This window comes from Geomonas diazotrophica (genome assembly GCF_018919385.1).
Lineage (GTDB): Bacteria > Desulfobacterota > Desulfuromonadia > Geobacterales > Geobacteraceae > Geomonas > Geomonas diazotrophica.
Window position 1 is genome coordinate 340106 of sequence record NZ_JAHLMF010000001.1, and the last position, 17196, is coordinate 357301.

Annotated in this window: 17 protein-coding genes; 7 read left to right on the top strand and 10 right to left on the bottom strand. The window is 62.9% G+C overall.

The features are described from left to right. Position 1: 1 nt before the first annotated feature. Complete coding sequence (locus tag KOM00_RS01295; protein ID WP_216497025.1) at positions 2 to 1549, bottom strand: hypothetical protein; 1548 nt, start codon at positions 1547 to 1549, stop codon at positions 2 to 4. A gap of 181 nt (positions 1550 to 1730) precedes the next feature. On the opposite strand from KOM00_RS01295, the gene KOM00_RS01300 reads away from it, so the two are divergent. From KOM00_RS01300 to KOM00_RS01310, 3 genes are read left to right on the top strand one after another with little or no spacing between them, the layout of a single operon-like run. Next, a complete protein-coding gene (locus tag KOM00_RS01300) occupies positions 1731 to 2453 on the top strand; it encodes a SprT family zinc-dependent metalloprotease (protein WP_216497026.1) in 723 nt (240 codons plus the stop codon). Further along, a complete protein-coding gene (locus KOM00_RS01305; protein WP_216497027.1) occupies positions 2440 to 3225 on the top strand; it encodes a rhomboid family intramembrane serine protease in 786 nt (261 codons plus the stop codon). The genes KOM00_RS01300 and KOM00_RS01305 overlap by 14 nt, the downstream gene beginning before the upstream one ends. 48 nt (positions 3226 to 3273) lie before the next feature. Then, positions 3274 to 3582, top strand: a complete 309-nt coding sequence (locus tag KOM00_RS01310) for a hypothetical protein (protein WP_216497028.1) — start codon at positions 3274 to 3276, stop codon at positions 3580 to 3582. Positions 3583 to 3590: 8 nt separating this feature from the next. On the opposite strand, the gene KOM00_RS01315 is transcribed toward KOM00_RS01310, so the two are convergent. The 4 genes from KOM00_RS01315 to KOM00_RS01330 all read right to left on the bottom strand — a co-directional run bounded on the left by KOM00_RS01315 (position 3591) and on the right by KOM00_RS01330 (position 8181). Next, the gene (locus tag KOM00_RS01315; RefSeq protein ID WP_216497029.1) at positions 3591 to 6269 is read right to left on the bottom strand and encodes a carboxypeptidase-like regulatory domain-containing protein; all 2679 of its coding nucleotides are present in this window, start codon (positions 6267 to 6269) and stop codon (positions 3591 to 3593) included. Positions 6270 to 6299: 30 nt separating this feature from the next. Beyond that, positions 6300 to 7121 (bottom strand): fimbrial biogenesis chaperone, encoded by an 822-nt coding sequence (locus KOM00_RS01320; RefSeq protein ID WP_216497030.1) that lies wholly within the window; start codon positions 7119 to 7121, stop codon positions 6300 to 6302. Positions 7122 to 7131: 10 nt separating this feature from the next. Next, positions 7132 to 7605 (bottom strand): DUF4402 domain-containing protein, encoded by a 474-nt coding sequence (locus tag KOM00_RS01325; protein ID WP_216497031.1) that lies wholly within the window; start codon positions 7603 to 7605, stop codon positions 7132 to 7134. An 81-nt stretch (positions 7606 to 7686) separates the two neighbouring features. Then, positions 7687 to 8181, bottom strand: a complete 495-nt coding sequence (locus KOM00_RS01330; RefSeq protein ID WP_216497032.1) for a DUF4402 domain-containing protein — start codon at positions 8179 to 8181, stop codon at positions 7687 to 7689. 464 nt (positions 8182 to 8645) lie between these two features. Between KOM00_RS01330 and KOM00_RS01335 the strand changes: the two genes are divergently transcribed. The 3 genes from KOM00_RS01335 to KOM00_RS01345 all read left to right on the top strand — a co-directional run bounded on the left by KOM00_RS01335 (position 8646) and on the right by KOM00_RS01345 (position 11039). Further along, a complete protein-coding gene (locus KOM00_RS01335) occupies positions 8646 to 9149 on the top strand; it encodes a shikimate kinase (protein WP_216497033.1) in 504 nt (167 codons plus the stop codon). 145 nt (positions 9150 to 9294) lie between these two features. Continuing rightward, positions 9295 to 10548 carry a HAMP domain-containing protein gene (locus KOM00_RS01340; RefSeq protein WP_236026672.1) on the top strand — a complete coding sequence of 418 codons (1254 nt, stop codon included), beginning with the start codon at positions 9295 to 9297 and terminating at the stop codon, positions 10546 to 10548. Beyond that, positions 10545 to 11039, top strand: a complete 495-nt coding sequence (locus KOM00_RS01345; RefSeq protein ID WP_216497035.1) for a septum formation initiator family protein — start codon at positions 10545 to 10547, stop codon at positions 11037 to 11039. Before KOM00_RS01340 ends, KOM00_RS01345 begins: the two co-directional genes overlap by 4 nt. An 87-nt stretch (positions 11040 to 11126) precedes the next feature. Here the strand turns inward: KOM00_RS01345 and KOM00_RS01350 are convergent, their stop codons facing one another. The 4 genes from KOM00_RS01350 to uvrA all read right to left on the bottom strand — a co-directional run bounded on the left by KOM00_RS01350 (position 11127) and on the right by uvrA (position 15942). Beyond that, complete coding sequence (locus KOM00_RS01350) at positions 11127 to 12113, bottom strand: serine/threonine protein kinase (RefSeq protein WP_216497036.1); 987 nt, start codon at positions 12111 to 12113, stop codon at positions 11127 to 11129. Between the two features lie 164 nt (positions 12114 to 12277). Then, positions 12278 to 12847, bottom strand: a complete 570-nt coding sequence (locus tag KOM00_RS01355; RefSeq protein ID WP_216497037.1) for a hypothetical protein — start codon at positions 12845 to 12847, stop codon at positions 12278 to 12280. 72 nt (positions 12848 to 12919) lie between these two features. Next, a complete protein-coding gene (locus tag KOM00_RS01360) occupies positions 12920 to 13084 on the bottom strand; it encodes a hypothetical protein (RefSeq protein WP_216497038.1) in 165 nt (54 codons plus the stop codon). A 20-nt stretch (positions 13085 to 13104) separates the two neighbouring features. Next, complete coding sequence (gene uvrA, locus KOM00_RS01365; protein WP_216497039.1) at positions 13105 to 15942, bottom strand: excinuclease ABC subunit UvrA; 2838 nt, start codon at positions 15940 to 15942, stop codon at positions 13105 to 13107. Between the two features lie 212 nt (positions 15943 to 16154). Between uvrA and KOM00_RS01370 the strand changes: the two genes are divergently transcribed. Beyond that, positions 16155 to 16829, top strand: a complete 675-nt coding sequence (locus KOM00_RS01370; RefSeq protein WP_216497040.1) for a pentapeptide repeat-containing protein — start codon at positions 16155 to 16157, stop codon at positions 16827 to 16829. 118 nt (positions 16830 to 16947) lie between these two features. Here KOM00_RS01370 and KOM00_RS01375 read toward each other — a convergent pair whose 3' ends face one another. After that, the gene (locus KOM00_RS01375) at positions 16948 to 17148 is read right to left on the bottom strand and encodes a cold-shock protein (RefSeq protein ID WP_129125226.1); all 201 of its coding nucleotides are present in this window, start codon (positions 17146 to 17148) and stop codon (positions 16948 to 16950) included. Between the last annotated feature and the right edge of the window lie 48 nt (positions 17149 to 17196).

The window sequence follows — 17196 nt, forward strand, 5'->3', positions numbered from 1 at the left end:
TTCAAGGGTAGTAGACCACCAGGGCCTTCATCTTTTTATTGGTCTTATTGCGGTAGATCGTCAGCGCAGCGCCGCCCGGCGCCGCGCATTGTTCGACGAGGTAGTCGCCTTTGCCTGCGCTCGACTCGACGCGGTAGCTGTCCGCGCCGCCGAACTGGCGCAGCACCCTTTTGAAGAGATCGTCAGAGATCGTGCCGCCGGGCACGGGAATGACCTGGATGGCCCGATAGACGTTATTCTCCTTGAACAGCTTGTACTCCGCACGGATGCCGAGGTATCTCACCCAGCCTGGATTCTTCTTGCCGTACTCAGCATCCAGCTTGGTCCCTTCGAGCATGGCGGGGAGACCCTCCACACCGCGCCGGGGGGCGCTCTTGGCCTGGGGCTGCCCCCCCGGCTTGGCGCCGGGAGGCGTCGGCGGCTTCACCGCCGGGACGGGTGGGGTAGCTGGGGCCTTGGCTGCCGGCGGGGCAGCGGACGGCACCCCCTTTGAGGGTGCCGGAGCAGCGCCGGGGGCATGCACCGGGGCGGCCGGCGCGGAAGCGCTCGGGGCGGCCGGGGATGGCGCCGGTCTCACTGCCGGCTTCGCGGCCGGCATGGTTGCCTGCTCGGGGGCGGAATTCCTGCCGGCCAGGTACGACACCAGCGGAATGGCGATCAGGACCAGGGCCGGCACGATGAACAGAAAGGGCCGGCGCCGCTTCTTTTGCTCGACCCGAAGCAGCGCTTCGGCAACGGTCTCGCCGGTGTAGTAGCCGCCGCCCTCCTTGGTCGCCAAATCGAGTGCGGGGGGAGCAGGCGTGGCCTCCTCGAGGAGCTCCCTACCGGAGACCCCCTTTCTGACCTCCACGCGGTCTTCCACCTCCGAGAGCGCCGCTTCCATGGGGGCGTTCCTCCCCTCGGCCTGCTGCATGACCTCCTCGAAGGCGGAGACGTCGCTCTTGCCGCCCCCCCGCAAGGCAGGATACTCCCCCGCGCCTGCCGGCTCCACCGGCAGTGGCTGAAACTCAACTACCGGAGCAGGGGTGGCCTCTTCTGTCGGCTGCTCGAGGTCTGCCGGTTCCGGACACGTCGGCGCTGCGCCTTGCTGCGGGGCCTCTTCCTGCGCCGCGGCGGTGGCGGGAGCGGCTTTTCTCCCCTTGGATGGCGCGGGTCTGGCAGGCTGCGGCTCTTCCGGCGGCGCTGCCGCCAGGGGATCCCCCGCCAGCAGCGCCGCCACTGACTGCTCCAGCAGCGCATCATCCATGGTGAGGTCGAGCGAGACCCTGCCGTGCCTTTTGGCCTGGGCGGCATCCTCGCTGTCGCCGGCCAGCAGCACCAGCCCCCCCCCGGTGGGGAGCATCTTGTCCAGGTGACGCAGCAGGATGTCCCCCGAGAAACCGGAGATACGGCTTTGCACGAAGGTGATATCGGGGGAAAAGGCGGAGAGTTCGAACTCGCCCAGGGCGAGGGTTGACGCTGTCTGCAGTTGCAGAAGTCCCTGCTCTGACATGTCGTGGAAGATTCGTTGCACCCGCTGGGTGTCTGCGATGAGGAGGACGCGCGTCATGGGTTCCCTTGGTTTTTAGTGGCACATTTTAGGTTACGGGAGAGGAATAATCAATATTATTCGGTTCATGTGAGCAAGACAAAGATCGCCGTGAGCGCGCTATTGGTTGCGTTGCCGCCTGTAATTGTGATAGATTGCTGCCGGGCCGGCATTGGCGCAGTCACATCCCGAGGGAGTTGTAATGCAAGGCTTGTTGAAAAAACTGCTATGTGCACTCATTGCCCTGGTGCTGAGCGGCTGCGCTACTACCTACGTCCCCATCAGCTGGGGACAGGGTGACACCGTCAAGAAACTCTCGAAAGAGGACGTTTTCCTTGCCGCGCTTTTCAACCGCTACGACCCGGACCGCAGCACCGTTCGCGTTTCCGGCCCCTCGTTCGATGAGGTGATGATGCCCAGCGAGGTGAAATTTCACCTCGGCGCCTACCGCCCGGACATGAAGCTCATCTATCGCAATCTCTTTCAGCAGTACAGCGAAGGACAGCTGCGCTCGGTGATGCTGCACGAGTTGGCGCACCACGTCTGGTATACCGGCATGACGGCGCAGCAGCGTGAAGACTGGCGCCAGTACTTGGCCAAGAACCCTACGCCCATGCAATCGATGGTGCGCGCCACCTACAAGCAGGGGAGCGATTACGACAGCGAAGACTTCGCCTTTGCCGTGGAGTTCGCCCGGCCCAACGACTTGGAGCAGCTGACCATCCTCAAGGTGATCACCCCCGAGGAGCGCGACAGGATCATGAAGGAGAAGTTTCCGAAGAGTCCGGAACCACCCAAGGGGCCGCCACTGGTCCACACGGCGGAGGGGCCGCGCCCTGCCGACGACAAGGACCTGCCCCAGGCAACGCCACTGAAGAGCGCGAAGGACCAAAAGGACCGGACCCATCAGCATGAAATTTATTGACCGTTTGGAAAGAAAGATCGGCCGTTACGCCGTCCCCAACCTCACCATCTACCTGATCGCGGGGCAGTCGTTCTTCTACCTGATGTACATGACGGGGAAGCTGGACCGGATGGCCACCTACTTCTCCGCGGAGCTGTTCCTGTCCGGGGAGTGGTGGCGCATCTTCACCATCCCCTTCGATCCGCCGCAGTCCAGCCTCATCTTCACCCTGATCGCCTGGTATTTCTTCTACATGCTCGGCTCTACCCTCGAGGAGCATTGGGGCGCCTTCCGCTACAACGCTTACCTGGTGCTCGGCTGCCTGATCACCTTCGCGTCCTCTTTCCTGATCCCTGCGTATCCGGTCAGCAACGCCTTTCTCGCCGGCTCGGTCTTCCTCGCCTTCGCCACGTTGTTCCCGGAATTCCAGATACTGCTCTTCTTCGTGCTGCCGGTTAGGATCAAGTGGCTGGCGCTTCTGACCTGGCTTGGGTACGCCTACCAATGCATCATCGGCGGCTGGCCCTCCAGGGTCATGGTACTGGCCGCGATCGCCAACTACCTGATCTTCTTCGCCAACGACATCTACCTCAACCTGCGCCACGGCAAGAGGCAGCTCACGAAGAAGGTCGGCGGACTCCAGTTCCGTGAAAAGGAACTGGTACACAAGTGCACCACCTGCGGCATCACCGAGAAGACGCATCCCGACATGGACTTCCGTTACTGCCCCAAGTGCAACGGTCAGTATGGCTATTGCCGGGACCACATCTTCAGCCACGAACACAAGAAATAAACTACGCAGCACGCTGCGGACGCCCCGCGGGGCTACAGGAGAATCTAGATGCTGAACAAGCTGGCCGGCATACAGGGGAAGTTGAACAACATCGGCGACGAGGTCTACCAGACCTGGAGCTACGAGCAGCGCCACGATGAGATCGCCAAGCTGGTGCAGGGCTTCAGAAACGGCCTGCCGGTCCAGATCCTCTGCCAGCTCTCCGCCTCCATCGCCGGAGGGACCGCCGAAGCCGCCGAGCACCTCGCCATACTCATCTCCCGCCGGGAAAGAAAGACCATCGTGAACCGCGAATCCGGCTCGGACAAGGCACTGCGGGACCTGCTGCAGGCCACCCTGCTCCCCGCCAGAAACTGAGCCCGTCCCTACTCCTTATCCGCCACCGGCGCCGACCCGTTGATGATCTTCCCCGGCGCCGCATCGTCTTGTGCCAGCACGAAGTCAATTCCTGACACCATGTCCCCCCCCGGCGGCACCGTCACCCCGCGCGGGGACAACGCGTTCGCCTTCAGGCGCTGCACCTCTTCGACCGGTATGCGAACCAGGTACTTGCCGGGCCGTACCGTCTTGAAAAGGTAGTAGCCGCTCTCCTCCGACAGCGTCGTAGCCTGCAGCCTGCCCTGTTGCTCTCCTGCCCCGACCAGTTCCACCCTCACCCCCTTCATAGGCACCGCCCCCCCCCGTGCCAGACGCACCGTTACCGTCCCGTCGATTTCGCCCCCGGTGGTCAGGGTGAACGCACACCTGGCAACCACCCCGGCCCTGGGTACGATGCGACACCCTTCCTCCGTGGGGACCATGAAAGGATCCTCGATCGAAGTCATATCCACCGTCACATCGACCGGGACGTCCGGCTGCAGGAAAGGGATGACCTGGGCGCCGGCTCCGTCAGGGATGGCCCTGACCCTGCTGCCGTTCAACAGGAAATCGACACGCGGCAACGCCCTGGTCGTGCCGTCGGGTTCGGCCACCGCGGCGGAAACCGCGATCATGCCGTAGGGCGCCAGCGGTTCGGCAGAAGACAGCAGCCGCCCGGCGGGAACTGCGGCGACCGAAGAGCGCACGCCGACGTCCAAACCATAGGCGCCATCGGTGCTCCCATGGGCGGCGATGGAATAGCCCAGCCGGCCCAACCGCTTCGACACCCCGAGTCTCACTCCGGTCAACCGGTCCGCCGGGGCATGAGACAACACCGAGTTCAGCTGCAGCCCCGGTGCCATCTCCAGGTCGGCGCTGATGTTGATGCTGGAAGGCTTGGCGACCGGGAGGAAGGAGTACCCGGCCTCTCCCCTCACGCTGACGTCGCTTTGCCTGGTGCTGACCTGCAGTTGTCCTGTGGCGGAGGTGTTCCCCTGCAGCCGGGACAGATCAGCCTGCAGTGTGGTATTCCAACCGTTCCAGCCACCGGAAACGCGCCACTGCGATGTCGTCTCGGTCCGTCCCGATTTCCTGGTGCCGAAGCCGATCTCCAGCGAGTACGGGACACGTATCTTATCGATTATGGTGAAGGATGAGTTTCCCCTGACGCTGGTTAGGGTCCGCAGCGGATCGCTTCTGTAGTAAAACTGCGGCGACTCGTAGTCGTGGAAGAACCGCTGCACCAGCTCCAGGTTCAAACCGAACAGGTCCCGGCTGCTTGATTTCAAGCTGACGAGCTGCCCCTCCGGGCCACGCCCCGCCCCCAAGGCCTGGATCACTTCCAGCGATAGCAGGGTGAACCCGAAGGCGGTCCTCGCCCCGACCCCGAAATACTCCCGCTCCCCCGTTGCCCGCTCCGCATCCTTGACCACGAGCAGCGATCCGGTCAGATTCCTGGTAAGGCCGAAGTCCGAGGTGAAGGTCAAGTTGGACTCCGCCTGCTCCCCCTCCGGATCCTCGTGACGAGCAAGCCCCGTCTGCCACCCGGCGGATAAGGAGTAGAGGAATTCCCCCGTGGGAGTGGTGGCGTCGGAAACAAAGACCTCTTCCGACTCTTTGCGCTCCCCGAAGGGGCCATGCAGCACCACCTTGAAACTGTTCACGCCGTAGTAAACCCGGAGGTTGACGAAATGGTACATTCCCTCCGCCGTCGGCGGCTGGTATTGGACCTGGGTGCCGTTGTGGAAAAGTTCCGCGTCCCAGCCGGCGGGAAGCTGACCGTGTATGTCGTGGGACATGAACTGGCCCGCGCCGATCAGGGGGCGGTTCGAGAGGTAGAGGCCGTACATCGGTTTGGTCGATGCCCCTACGCCGTCCACGTACGGCGCCTGGGTCGAGCCGAGCGCCACCTGGTTGAACCACAGAGGTCCGGCCCGGTAGCCCGACGCGCTGCGGCGGGACATGGTGAGGTCGAGCCGCTTGAGATCGTCGTTCACCGCGAGCAGATGAGCCTCCCCCGTCATGTGGAGGAGGTCGCCCGCGATGTCCAGCGAGTTCTGCATCCTGCCGCGATTGCCCCTGGCGCCGTCCGAGCCAAGGCTCAACTGTGTGGCGAGGTCGACAGCAGGGATAGACGCGGTCTGTCTCGTTGCGGTCGCATCGGGGTATTGTCTTGATTGGGGCGGAGGTTTGGGAGCCACGAAGGCTTGCCGCTTTTTCAAGGCCTGCAGCGGCAACGGCACGCGCGCTTTGAGCTCCAGGGTTGAGGTTTCCCGGCGCAGGTAGAAATCCACCGGCAGCCACCGCGAGAGCGTGCCGGAATTCACCAGGATCTCACCCTTTTGCACGAACGCCTCGCTGTTGATGGAGAACGCCTCCCTGCCGTGAACGGCGTACCCCTCGTCCAAGTCGATCACGAAGGGGTGGTCCTCGCTCAGCACGAAGCCGAAGGCCCTCTTCTGATCGCACTTGATGGCCAGCGACAGCGCCTCCGCAAGGGGGCAGACCGGGACGAAGATCTGGCCGTTTTTCTCCACGAGCAGGAAGCTGTCCGCCACCCTTTCATTGTCCAGTTCAAGCGCGACGATCATCTCCTGATCATTGGGAGCAGGGGGGGCGGGCTCACCGTAGGAAAGCGAAACGGTGATGAAGAGATGAATCAGCAGCAGGGCGAACCAGGCTCCCACGGTATGAGCGCCTGCGCGGGGTACCATCTGCTAGGGAAGGACGACGGCAGTCTCAGCCAGGGGCTTTTTTTCGTTACGCTCGGTGAAGACCAGGCGTACGGCGTCGCCGCTTCTGAGACGCGAGTTCTCCGACACGACGAGTGAAACCTTGCGCACCGTGTTGGGGGTGTAGATCGCGAAGCCCTTTCCCTCCGCCACCTTTTCCTGTCCCCGGTACACCGCGACGTCACCGTAGACCGACCTGGTGCCGGACCGGAGCATTGTGAAGGAGAGCACCTGCTGTTTTTCGCCAGACAGGGTAACCGACCAGGGAACGATCGATGCGCCGGCTTGCAGGTCGCCGTGCCGGGCGATGACGGGGATGGATACGCCCACGTTCGCCACGATGTTCATCTTGATGACGCCGGGCTCGTCGTCTTTTTCTGGTAGCTTGGCGATGGCGGGGGCCGACCTGGTGAACAGCAGGTGCGACCGGTACTCGCCGGCCTCGAGGTCGGGGGGGGCTTTGAACAGGATCCGTACGGTCTGGCCGCCTCCCGGCAGCAGGGTCACCTGGCGGGGGGAATACTTTACCACCTCGTCCGCGAACCTCTCCCCCTTTTCCGGGGTGGTGACTTCCTGGAAGTCTCCCGTATCCGTCATCCGTCTCCGCACCATGATGATCTTGTAGGTCGCCTGCGACTCACCGGCGTTGATGATATCGACCTGCGCGGCACGTTGCTTGTCCGTCATGACCACCCGCGTCGGGTACACCATGAGATCTGCCGCAACCACCGTCACGGTGGGGGTGCCGATGATTACGTTCGTGGCGGTTATCACCATAGCCGCCCACTTGGCGAGCAGTAGCTTCACGACTCCTCCTTTATTTGACCGAAACGTTCATGCTGCCGCTGTACTGTGCGTTGCGCTGCACCGCCCCGACGTTCAACGTCCCCCCCACCGAAAAACTGACCGAGCCCCCGGCCGGGATGACTCCCGTCAGGGGTATGGAGGAGGTGATTGCCGTGACCGTCATCTGGTCTACACCAGCATTGATGATGACTTCTGCCGGCAGGGTCATGGTATAGGTTTCCCCTGCGTTCCCGGTGATGGTGAAGCGGGCCGCGGAGAAGGTGGTTCCCAGGGGGAGGACGTTCCCTGAATAGGTTCTGCTTCCGGCGGAGGTGATGGTTACCGTGCCGGAGCGCCCCGCGCCTCCCGCGACCCTGCCGAAGTCGAAATCCTGGTTCCTGGTGACTATGGTTGGCGCGGCAAAAGCGGTAGTTTCGGTCATGTACCACAGCGTCAGAAAGGCGACACTGGGCTTGGCAAGGAAACCGTATGCGCGCATCGTCATCTCTCTCCATTCCCCTTCCCGACCCGCAATAGACAAGGGGGGCAAGGTTTCGCCCCCCTTGGTGAACTTTGAATTGGACGGCTAGTTGTAATTGACCGCCACATCCACGGTCCCGTTGTAGGTGCCGGAGGCCTGGCTGGCGCCGACGGTGAGGGTGGCGCCGAGCTTGAGGGTTTCGTTACCGCCAACGAATGTCCCGAGCGTGCCACCGCTGGTGATGGCGGTGGTGAAGCTGCCTATGGTCATTGGCGTGCCGGGGCCGGTCAGGTCGGTCTGGGCCGGGAACGTGATGGCGTAGGTGCTGGTGGGTTCACCGGAGATGGTGAATGCCGCCGCCGCGGCAGTGGTGCTAAATGCCGCAGTGGTGGTCACCCCACCGGTCACGGACTGGGCGTTGGCAGTGTCGACGACGACAGTGCCAACCGATGCGCCCGACATGAATTTGCCGAACTGGAGATCTGCTGTTTTGGTGATGGTGACGGGCAGGACGACCGTCGCGCTGGTGCCGGCCGTTGCCGTTGCCGCCTGGCTGACGCCGGTGCCTGCAGCCCACGCCAGGGCGGTGCATCCTGCCATGACTAAAACCTTCAATAACGTTTTTCATAGGGGCATCTCCTTTAACGCATGTACGCACTTTTTTGGAGTAGCACGGTCGGAACCGGCAGGCGATTTACCGGCGGCGGCCTGCCCCGGCCATGATGAAGCTGAACGCCGCCCCAAGAGACGTTTCGGCTATCGTTGTTGCCACTGTTACGGTCCCACGGTCGCCTTTCCATCTGGTCCTCCGAACGGATCGGCCGGCTTTTCTGTGCCGGAGCCCGCTCGCCAAACGAGGTGCCTTTCTGGCAGGTACAGGTGCGTGTTCCGGGGCGTCAGCACGTCGCCCGAACGCCCAAAGCACGCAGGATTTTTTACGACGATTAAATATATCTAACCTAAAAAACTTTTCTACAAATTTAATGGTGTCATGTTCCACGACGTGCCCGAACTGGTAAGATGTTGTAGTCGGATTGGAGACGGGTACCGCGAAAGGAAGGGAAATGAACAGGTTGACGCTGATAGGGATGCCCGGGTCCGGCAAGAGCGCCCTGGGAAGGATTATCGCCACCCGCCTGGGATGGCAGTTTATCGACACCGACCTCTGCATCGAGCGGCGCTTTGGGAAGAAACTGCAGGCGGTGGTGGACCAGGTTGGAACGGAAGAATTCGCACGCATCGAGGAGGAGACCGTGCTGGGGCTGACCAGCGAGGGGGCTGCGGTCATCTCCACCGGAGGGAGCGTGGTGTATTCGGAGGCCGCCATGCGCCACCTGGCTTCCATCTCGACCATCGTCTTTCTGGACGTGCCGATACACAGGCTGCACCCGCGCATCGCCAGGGCGGCGCCGCGGGGGATAGTAGGCATGGGGGAAGGCGGGCTCGAAGAACTGTACCGTAGGCGGTTCGAGCTGTACCACAAATACGCGCACAGCATCGTACTGCTCGACGGGGAGAACCTGCAGGATGCTGCGACGAGGATCATATCACAATGCGGCGTGTCCTGATGAAGCAGCGGCATCTGCGTTGACTTTGTCTACTCAGTCCCCTAATATCTACCTCATGCCTGAAGCCATCGAGACAAATAAGTCTTCGAGAGTAAGCCTGTCGGGTCTCTCCCTGATACAGAAGATAAGCGCGGGTTACGCGGCCATGGCGCTTTTCACCGCTGCCGCACTCGTCTTCTCCTCCTACAACATCTATCGCAGCACCAACATCACCCGCAACATCGCCAACAACGAACTCCCCGTCATCAGCGCCCTCATCGAGCTGCGCACCTCGGTGCTGAGCCAGGAGGGCTTCGCCGGCAAGTACGCCATCCTCAAGGATCCCGCCTTCATCGATCTCTTCCGCCAGCGACAGGCGGAGGCGCTGGCGAGCCTTGAGCTCCTCGGAAAGGGGAAGCCGACCGCCGACCTGAAGCAGCTGAACGGGCTGTACCGGGCCTATCAAAAGGCGGCGGAGGACCTCTTCGCCGGGCACACCAGCAATACCGGACCGATGCGGTCGTCGGCGCTCAGGCTGCTCAACGCGGTGGACGCTTCCTACCTCAAACGCAAGGACATGCTGAAGCTGGTGCTCTCCCGGGCGGACAAGCAGCAGAAACAGACCATCTGGTGGACGGTCGCCATCTCCTGCACCGGGTTCCTGCTCGCCATCGGCGTGGCTCCCTTCGTCACCTACCGGACCTTCGGGGCCATCCGCGAATTGCAAAGCGCCACGCACCGCATCGCCGCCGGCGACTTCGACTACAACCCGAACGTCCCCTCTGGTGACGAGATCAGCGAACTGGCGCGGGACTTCACCAAGATGGCGGCGCGGCTCAAGGTGCTCGAACAGATGAGCCTGGACGCGAGCCCGCTGACCCGGCTTCCCGGCAACTTCGCCATCGAGCGGGTCCTCGAGGACCGCCTGCAAAGCGGCGCGACCTTCGCCTTTTGCTATGCCGACCTGGACAACTTCAAACCGTACGGCGACCACTACGGCTACGCCAAGGGGAGCGAAATGCTCCGCCTCACCGGGGACCTGATCCAGGCAGCGGTGAAGGCGCATGGCGGCAGCGACGGTTTCGTCGGGCACGTGGGGGGCGACGACTTCGTCATGGTGATCCCGGCCGAGCGCGTCTCCGCGGTCTGCGAGGCCGTCATCGCCAGCTTCAACGCCGAAGTGGTCAAACACTATTCGCCGGAGGACTTGAAAGTTGGGGGTATCGAGGGGTGCGACCGCTACGGGGTGCAGCGCTTCTTCCCGGTGATGACCATCTCCATCGCGGTCATCATCTGCGGTCGGGACCAGTACTCGTCCGCCGTCGATATCGCCCGGGCCGCGGCCAAGGTGAAGGACCGCGCCAAGGAGAAACCGGGGAGCAAGTACCTGATCGGCGCCTCGGGGAAGGTGACCGCATGAGGATCGCGACGCTCATCATCTGCCTGGCTGCCCTTCTCTGCGCAGGGTGCGCCACCATGGGCTCAAAAGAGGGAAGCTTCCTTGAGCGCTACAACGGATCGCGACAACTCTCCCAGGCGGAAACGATGCTGAAAGAGGGAGATATTCACGGCGCCATCAACGCGCTGGACACCATCTGCAACGGCCCGGCAGTCACCGGGGTGACCGACGAAGCGCTCTTTCGCCTGGCGCTATTGACGCTGAAAGCGAAACCGGGGTCGGCGCAGGCGCAGCACCTGCTGAAGCGGTTGAAAAAGGAGTACCCCGCCAGCCAGTGGACCGCGCTGGCGGCTCCGGTAAGCGAACAGGTCAACGCCCTCGAAGAGCAGCGGCGCCAGAACAAGGCGCTCAAGGGGAACAACCAGGCCTTGAGCCGCGAGATCACCGAGCTCAACCAGCGCCTCGAGCAGCTGAAGAACCTCGACCAGGAGTTGGAGAAGAAGGCGCGCTAGTAGTCCTCTCGGACGTTGCGCCAGATCGACATGAAAGAGGCGGCCGGGATACCCGGCCGCCTCTTCTTCGTTCCGTCAGCAGTTACGCTACGGCAGTACCAGCGGCGGCTCTTCGAGCGCCGAGAGCTGCTCGCGCAACTGCAGGATGTGCTCGCCCCAGTAACGGACCGTGTTGAACCAGGGAAAGGCGGTGGGAAAGGCCGGGTCGTCCCAGCGGCGCGCCAGCCAAGCGCTGTAATGCAGCATGCGCAGGGAACGAAGGGCCTCCACCAGGCGCAGTTCCGCCGGGTTGAAGTCGCAGAACTCCTCGTATCCCTTGATCAACTGGGCGAGCTGGGCCAGTTGGCGCGGACGGTCGCCGGAAAGCATCATCCAGAGGTCCTGCACCGCCGGGGCCATGCGCGCGTCGTCGAAGTCGACGAAGTGGGGGGCGTCGTCGCGCCAGAGGATGTTGCCGGCGTGGCAGTCCCCATGGGCACGGATGTAGCGCACCTGCGGCACCGAGGCGAACGCCTCGTCCACCACCTGCAAAAGCTGGCTGGTGACCGCCTCATAGCTTTCCCGGTACTCCTGCGGGATGAAGCGCTCGCGGATGAGGGCGACGCTGTCATGGCCGAAGTCACGGCTGTCCAGGGCCGGGCGGTGCTCGAAGGGGCGTACCGCGCCGATGCTGTGGATGCGCCCGAGCATCCGTCCCAGGATCAAGAGGTTCCCGTCGTTGTCGAATTCGGGGGCGTGTCCCCCCTGGCGCGGGTAGAGTGCGAAACGAAAGCCGTGGTAGTGGAAAAGCGATTCGCCTGAAGGGTTCAGCAGCGGAGGCACCACGGAGAGTTCGTGCTCGGCCAGTTCCAGGCAGAAGCGGTGCTCCTCGACGATCTGCTCGTCGCTCCAGCGTCCGGGACGGTAGAACTTGGCGATGAGCGGCTTTTCCTCCTCTATCCCCACCTGGTAGACGCGGTTCTCGTAACTGTTCAGGGCCGAGGTGCGGCAATCACAGCGGTACCCCTGGCTCTCCACGGCGTCCATGATGAAATTCGGGGTCAGGGTATGGAACGGGTGCTGCGCATCATGCATAAGGGATCCTCTCCGGCGTTTTCTTTCGCCCAGCACAATAACACCAATCGCCCCGGGAACCAAGCGGCGTGACAGGGGGTTGTCCTCCCGGCGGGTTCCGGGCAAAAAAAAGCCTGCAGTTGGCCGCTGCAGGCTGTCGCCTGGTCCATCGGATACCGAAGGGGCTAGAAGAGGGCCCTGGTAAGCACGTCCGCGGGCGCCTGGAACGGCCCCAGCGGGTTGACCTGGTCGGTCATCTGGTCGATCTTGGGCTCGCCGCTGGAAAGCTTGTAGGCTACGTGGTGGTTCACGAAGACCACCAGCGCCTTGAAGCGCCACCCCGTTTCGTGGGTTTTGCGTTTGAAGTTGAAGATGTCGAGCCAGAAGTTGCCGACCCGCTTGCTGTAGCTCCTTTTCGGCTCGAAGACGTAGGCCCGGCAGTCGGACCTCGCCCTCAGGCAGGCCTGCAGCCCCGGATCGAGGTCCTTGGCGGGGAGCCCCTGCAACATCGCGGCGATGTCCAGGTAGTTGAGGACCTTGATGTTGGGGGACGACTTGATGTCGAACCCGATCTTCTGCAGGTCTTCCACCGTCGTCTTCCCTACCGTGATGCTGTCGTAGGATGCCTTGGCCGCCTCGTACTCCTCCCAGGGGGATTCGGTGACGGCCTTGGAACGCGGCAGCAGGTTGGAGCAACCGACCTGTGTCAGCAACAGCAGGAACAGCAGCATTTTATTCAGTGATCTTGAGCGCATGGGGCTATCCTTTCTGGTACGTCCCCGAAAAACAATGAGCTGATTATAACGCAATTCCGCAGGTCGCGCCGTTTACCCCTTCTTTTTCTGGGCCTTCAGTCCGCAATAAGGGCAGCGCTTCTCGGGGACCGACCTGCCGCAGGTCTCGCACCAGTAGGGAAAGGTCTCCTCCCCCCGGCAGGCCGCGCACCGCTGCTGCTCTTCCTGATCGTTCCGGCGGCTCTCCTTTTTCGCCATGTCCCCCTCCCCTTCCGGGGTCACAACATCATCTTCTTGAGGTACTGACCGGTGTAGGAGCGCTCCACCCGTCCCACCTGCTCCGGCGTCCCCACCGCGATGATCTCCCCGCCCCGGTCCCCGCCCTCCGGTCCCAGGTCTATGATCCAGTCCGCCGTCTTGATGACGTCCAGGTTGTGCTCGATGACCACGATCGTGTTCCCCGCGTCCACCAGCTTGTGCAACACCTCGAGGAGCTTCGCGATATCGGCGAAGTGCAGGCCGGTGGTCGGCTCGTCCAGAATGTAGATGGTGCGCCCGGTGGCGCGCTTGGAGAGCTCCTTGGCGAGCTTCACGCGCTGTGCCTCGCCCCCGGAGAGCGTCGTGGCCGACTGGCCCAGCTTTATGTAGCCAAGCCCCACCTCCTCCAGGGTCTGCAGCTTCGCCCTGGTGCGCGGGATGTGCTCCAGAAAGACCAGGGCCTGCGACACGGTCATGTCCAGGACCTCTGCTATGGAGCGCCCCTTGAACTTGACCTCCAGGGTTTCCCGGTTGTAGCGCGCCCCTTTGCAGACCTCGCACTGCACGTAGACGTCGGGGAGAAAGTGCATCTCGATCTTGATGATGCCGTCCCCGGAGCAGGCCTCGCAGCGCCCTCCCTTGACGTTGAAGGAGTAGCGCCCCGGCTTGTACCCCCGCATCTTGGACTCGGGGAGCTGCGCGAAGATCTCCCTGATCTCGGTGAAGAGCCCCGTATAGGTCGCCGGGTTGGAGCGCGGGGTGCGCCCGATGGGGGACTGGTCGATGTTGATCACCTTGTCCAGCACCTCGATGCCGTGGATCGCCCGCACCGCCCCCGCCTTCTCCCGGCTCTTGTAGAGCCGCTGGTTCAGCGTCTTGTACAGCGTGTCGATGATGAGCGTGGACTTCCCCGAGCCGGAGACGCCGGTGATGCAGGTCATCACGCCGAGCGGGACGTCCACGCTCACGTTCTTCAGGTTGTTCTCGCTGGCCCCCTCGATGTTCAAAAAGCGGTGTCCCTTCCGTCGCTTCTTGGGCACCGGGATGGTGAGCGCACCCGAGAGGTAGCGCCCGGTCAGCGAGTGCGGGTTGGCCATGATCTCGGCCGGGGTCCCCTCGGCCACCACCTCACCCCCGTGCACGCCAGCGCCCGGCCCCATGTCGATTACCCAGTCCGCCTCGGTGATGGTCTCCTCGTCGTGCTCCACCACCAGCACGGTGTTGCCGATGTCGCGCAGGTGCCGCAGCGTCGACAAAAGCCGCCCGTTGTCGCGCTGGTGCAGCCCAATGGAGGGTTCGTCCAGGATGTAGAGGACGCCGACCAGCGAGGAGCCGATCTGCGTCGCCAGCCGGATCCTCTGCCCCTCGCCGCCGGAAAGCGTCCCGGAGGAGCGGTCCAGCGAGAGGTAGTCGAGCCCGACGTTGACCAGGAAGTTGAGGCGCTCCCGGATCTCCTTCAGGATCCTGCGCGCGATGTCCTCTTCCTTGTCGGTGAGCACGAGCGACTCGAAGAAGGCGAGGCCGTCCTTGATGGAGAGGGCAGTCACCTGCTGGATGTTCTGGTTCCCAACGAGGACGTAGAGCGCCTCCTTCTTCAGGCGCGCCCCGTTGCAGGTGGGGCACGGCATCACGTCCATGTATTTTTCCAGCTCCTCGCGCACCGTCTCGGAATCGCTCTCCCGGTGGCGCCGTTCCAGGTTGTTCAGCACCCCTTCGAAGGGCTTGCGGTAGGTGTGCCGCTTGCCGCTGTCGTCGACCCACCAGAAGTCGACCTGCTCCCCTCCGGAGCCGTGCAGGATCACATCCTTGGCCTTCTTGGAGAGGCTCTTGAAGGGGGCGTCCATGCGGAAGCCGTAGGCCTTGGCGAGCGCCTCGAGGGTCAACTGGTACCACCCGGAAAAGCGGGTCTGCCACGGCGCGATGGCACCCTCCGCCAGGGAGAGGCCAGGGTCGGGGACCACCAGTTCCTCGTCGAGGTACATCCTGGTGCCCAGGCCGGTGCAGTCCGGGCAGGCACCGTAGGGGTTGTTGAACGAGAACATGCGCGGGGTCATCTCGGGATAGGAGATGCCGCACTCGATGCAGGCGGCCGATTCAGAGAAGAGCAGGGTTTCCTCCTTGATCTCCCGGCTGTCGTCCTCGGAGAGCGCGACCTTGACGATCCCCTCGGCGTGCGAGAGCGCCGTTTCCAGCGAGTCCGCCAGCCTCTTCTCGAAGCCGGGCTTCACCACCAGGCGATCCACCACGATGTCGATGTCGTGCTTTTTCTTCTTGTCGAGGGTGATCTCCTCGCCCAGGTCGTGGGTCTCGCCGTCGATCACCACGCGGACGAAGCCGTCTTTTCGCAACTGGGCCAGCTCCTTCTTGTACTCACCCTTCCGGCCGCGCACGATCGGGGAGAGAAGGGTGAGCTTCGCCCCCTGGGGAAGCGCGGCGATCTGGTCCACCATCTGGGACACCGTCTGCGAGGTGATCAGGCGCCCGCAGTTGTAGCAATGCGGCTTGCCCACCCGGGCGAAGAGCAGGCGCAGGTAGTCGTATATCTCGGTGACGGTCCCCACCGTCGAGCGGGGGTTCTTGCTTGTGGTCTTCTGTTCTATCGAGATCGCCGGGGAAAGCCCCTCGATCGACTCCACGTCGGGCTTCTCCATCTGCTCCAGGAACTGGCGCGCGTAGGCCGAGAGCGACTCGACGTAGCGCCGCTGCCCCTCGGCGTAGATGGTGTCGAAGGCGAGGGTGGATTTCCCCGACCCGGAGATGCCGGTGATCACCACCAGACGGTCCCGCGGGATCTCGACGTCGATGCATTTCAGGTTGTGCTCGCAGGCACCTTTTACGATGATCTTGTCCGTTGCCATGATGCTCCCGTTGTTTGGCTCTGAAGGCACGCCAAGCGCGCAGCAGTAAAATATAGCACATGCGCCGTTCATTTTGCAGCGCCAGCTTCATTATAATGAGAAGTCGACCGGCACCACAAGGGAGACTCTCTTCAGTTTTTTTGAAACGCTGCCGATAAGGGAGTGAGATTCGCTTCGGCCCGCCCGGGGAGGAAATTTTCACGGAGGCGCACATGAACCGCCATCTTGCATCGCATATCGCACCGTACACCCTGGCCGCCTGGCTTTTTGCGGGAGTCCCGTCCCTGCACGCCCAGGCAGCCGCTACCGCACCGGAACCTGCCGCCAAGGAAAATGTTGCCAAGGAAAACGCTGCCGAGGCGCAGACGCTCAAGGCCGCCGAGGCGAAACTGGCCGCGCTCGCCAGGGAGGTGGAGTCGGACAAGCCGGCAGCGCAGGTCTCCAAGAAGAAGTCCGGCAAGAAGGGGTCCAAGGGGAAGCTGAAAAAGAAGAAGAGCTCCAAGAGGGGGAAGGGTAACGGGAAGGGCGCCGTTGCCGTCAAGGTCAAGGTGCTGGATCGGCGCATGACCCAGGCCGAGGTCCAGGGGGTGCTGGCCGGCAGCCGCGACTTTTCAGGCACCGACCTGAGCGGCCTCAACCTCACCGGCTACGACCTGTCGGGCGCCAAGTTCAACCGCGCCAACCTGCAGTCGGTCAACCTGGAGCGCGCCGACCTCTCCGAGACCGACCTTGAGCTGGCCGACCTCACCGGGGCCGACCTGCGTGGCGCCTCTCTGAACCAGGCCCGCATCAGGGGGACCAGGCTCGCCGGCGCAAAGCTCGACGGCGCCATGTGGACCGACAAGACCATCTGCCGGGCCGGGTCGGTGGGGAACTGCATCGAATGACCATCACCCTTCCCTCGCGGGAGGAAAGAGGTGGGAAAGGATGGCAGGTCCGTCAGAAGCAACAAAAAAAGCCCCCGGGGGTTCCCCCGGGGGCTTTTCGTCGTTTAAAGGATGGACTTTAAACCCTTACTACGTTGGCTGCCTGGAGGCCTTTCGGTCCCTGCTGCACGTCAAAAGTTACGGAATCGCCCTCTGCCAGAGATTTGAACCCTTCGCTCTGGATCGCGGAGAAGTGTACGAACACATCCTCGCCGTTCTCCTGCTCGATGAAACCAAAACCCTTGCTGTCATTGAACCACTTCACTACACCTTTAGCCATTACCACATCTCCTGTTACTGCTCTTTTACGTGATTGCGGGACCATCCC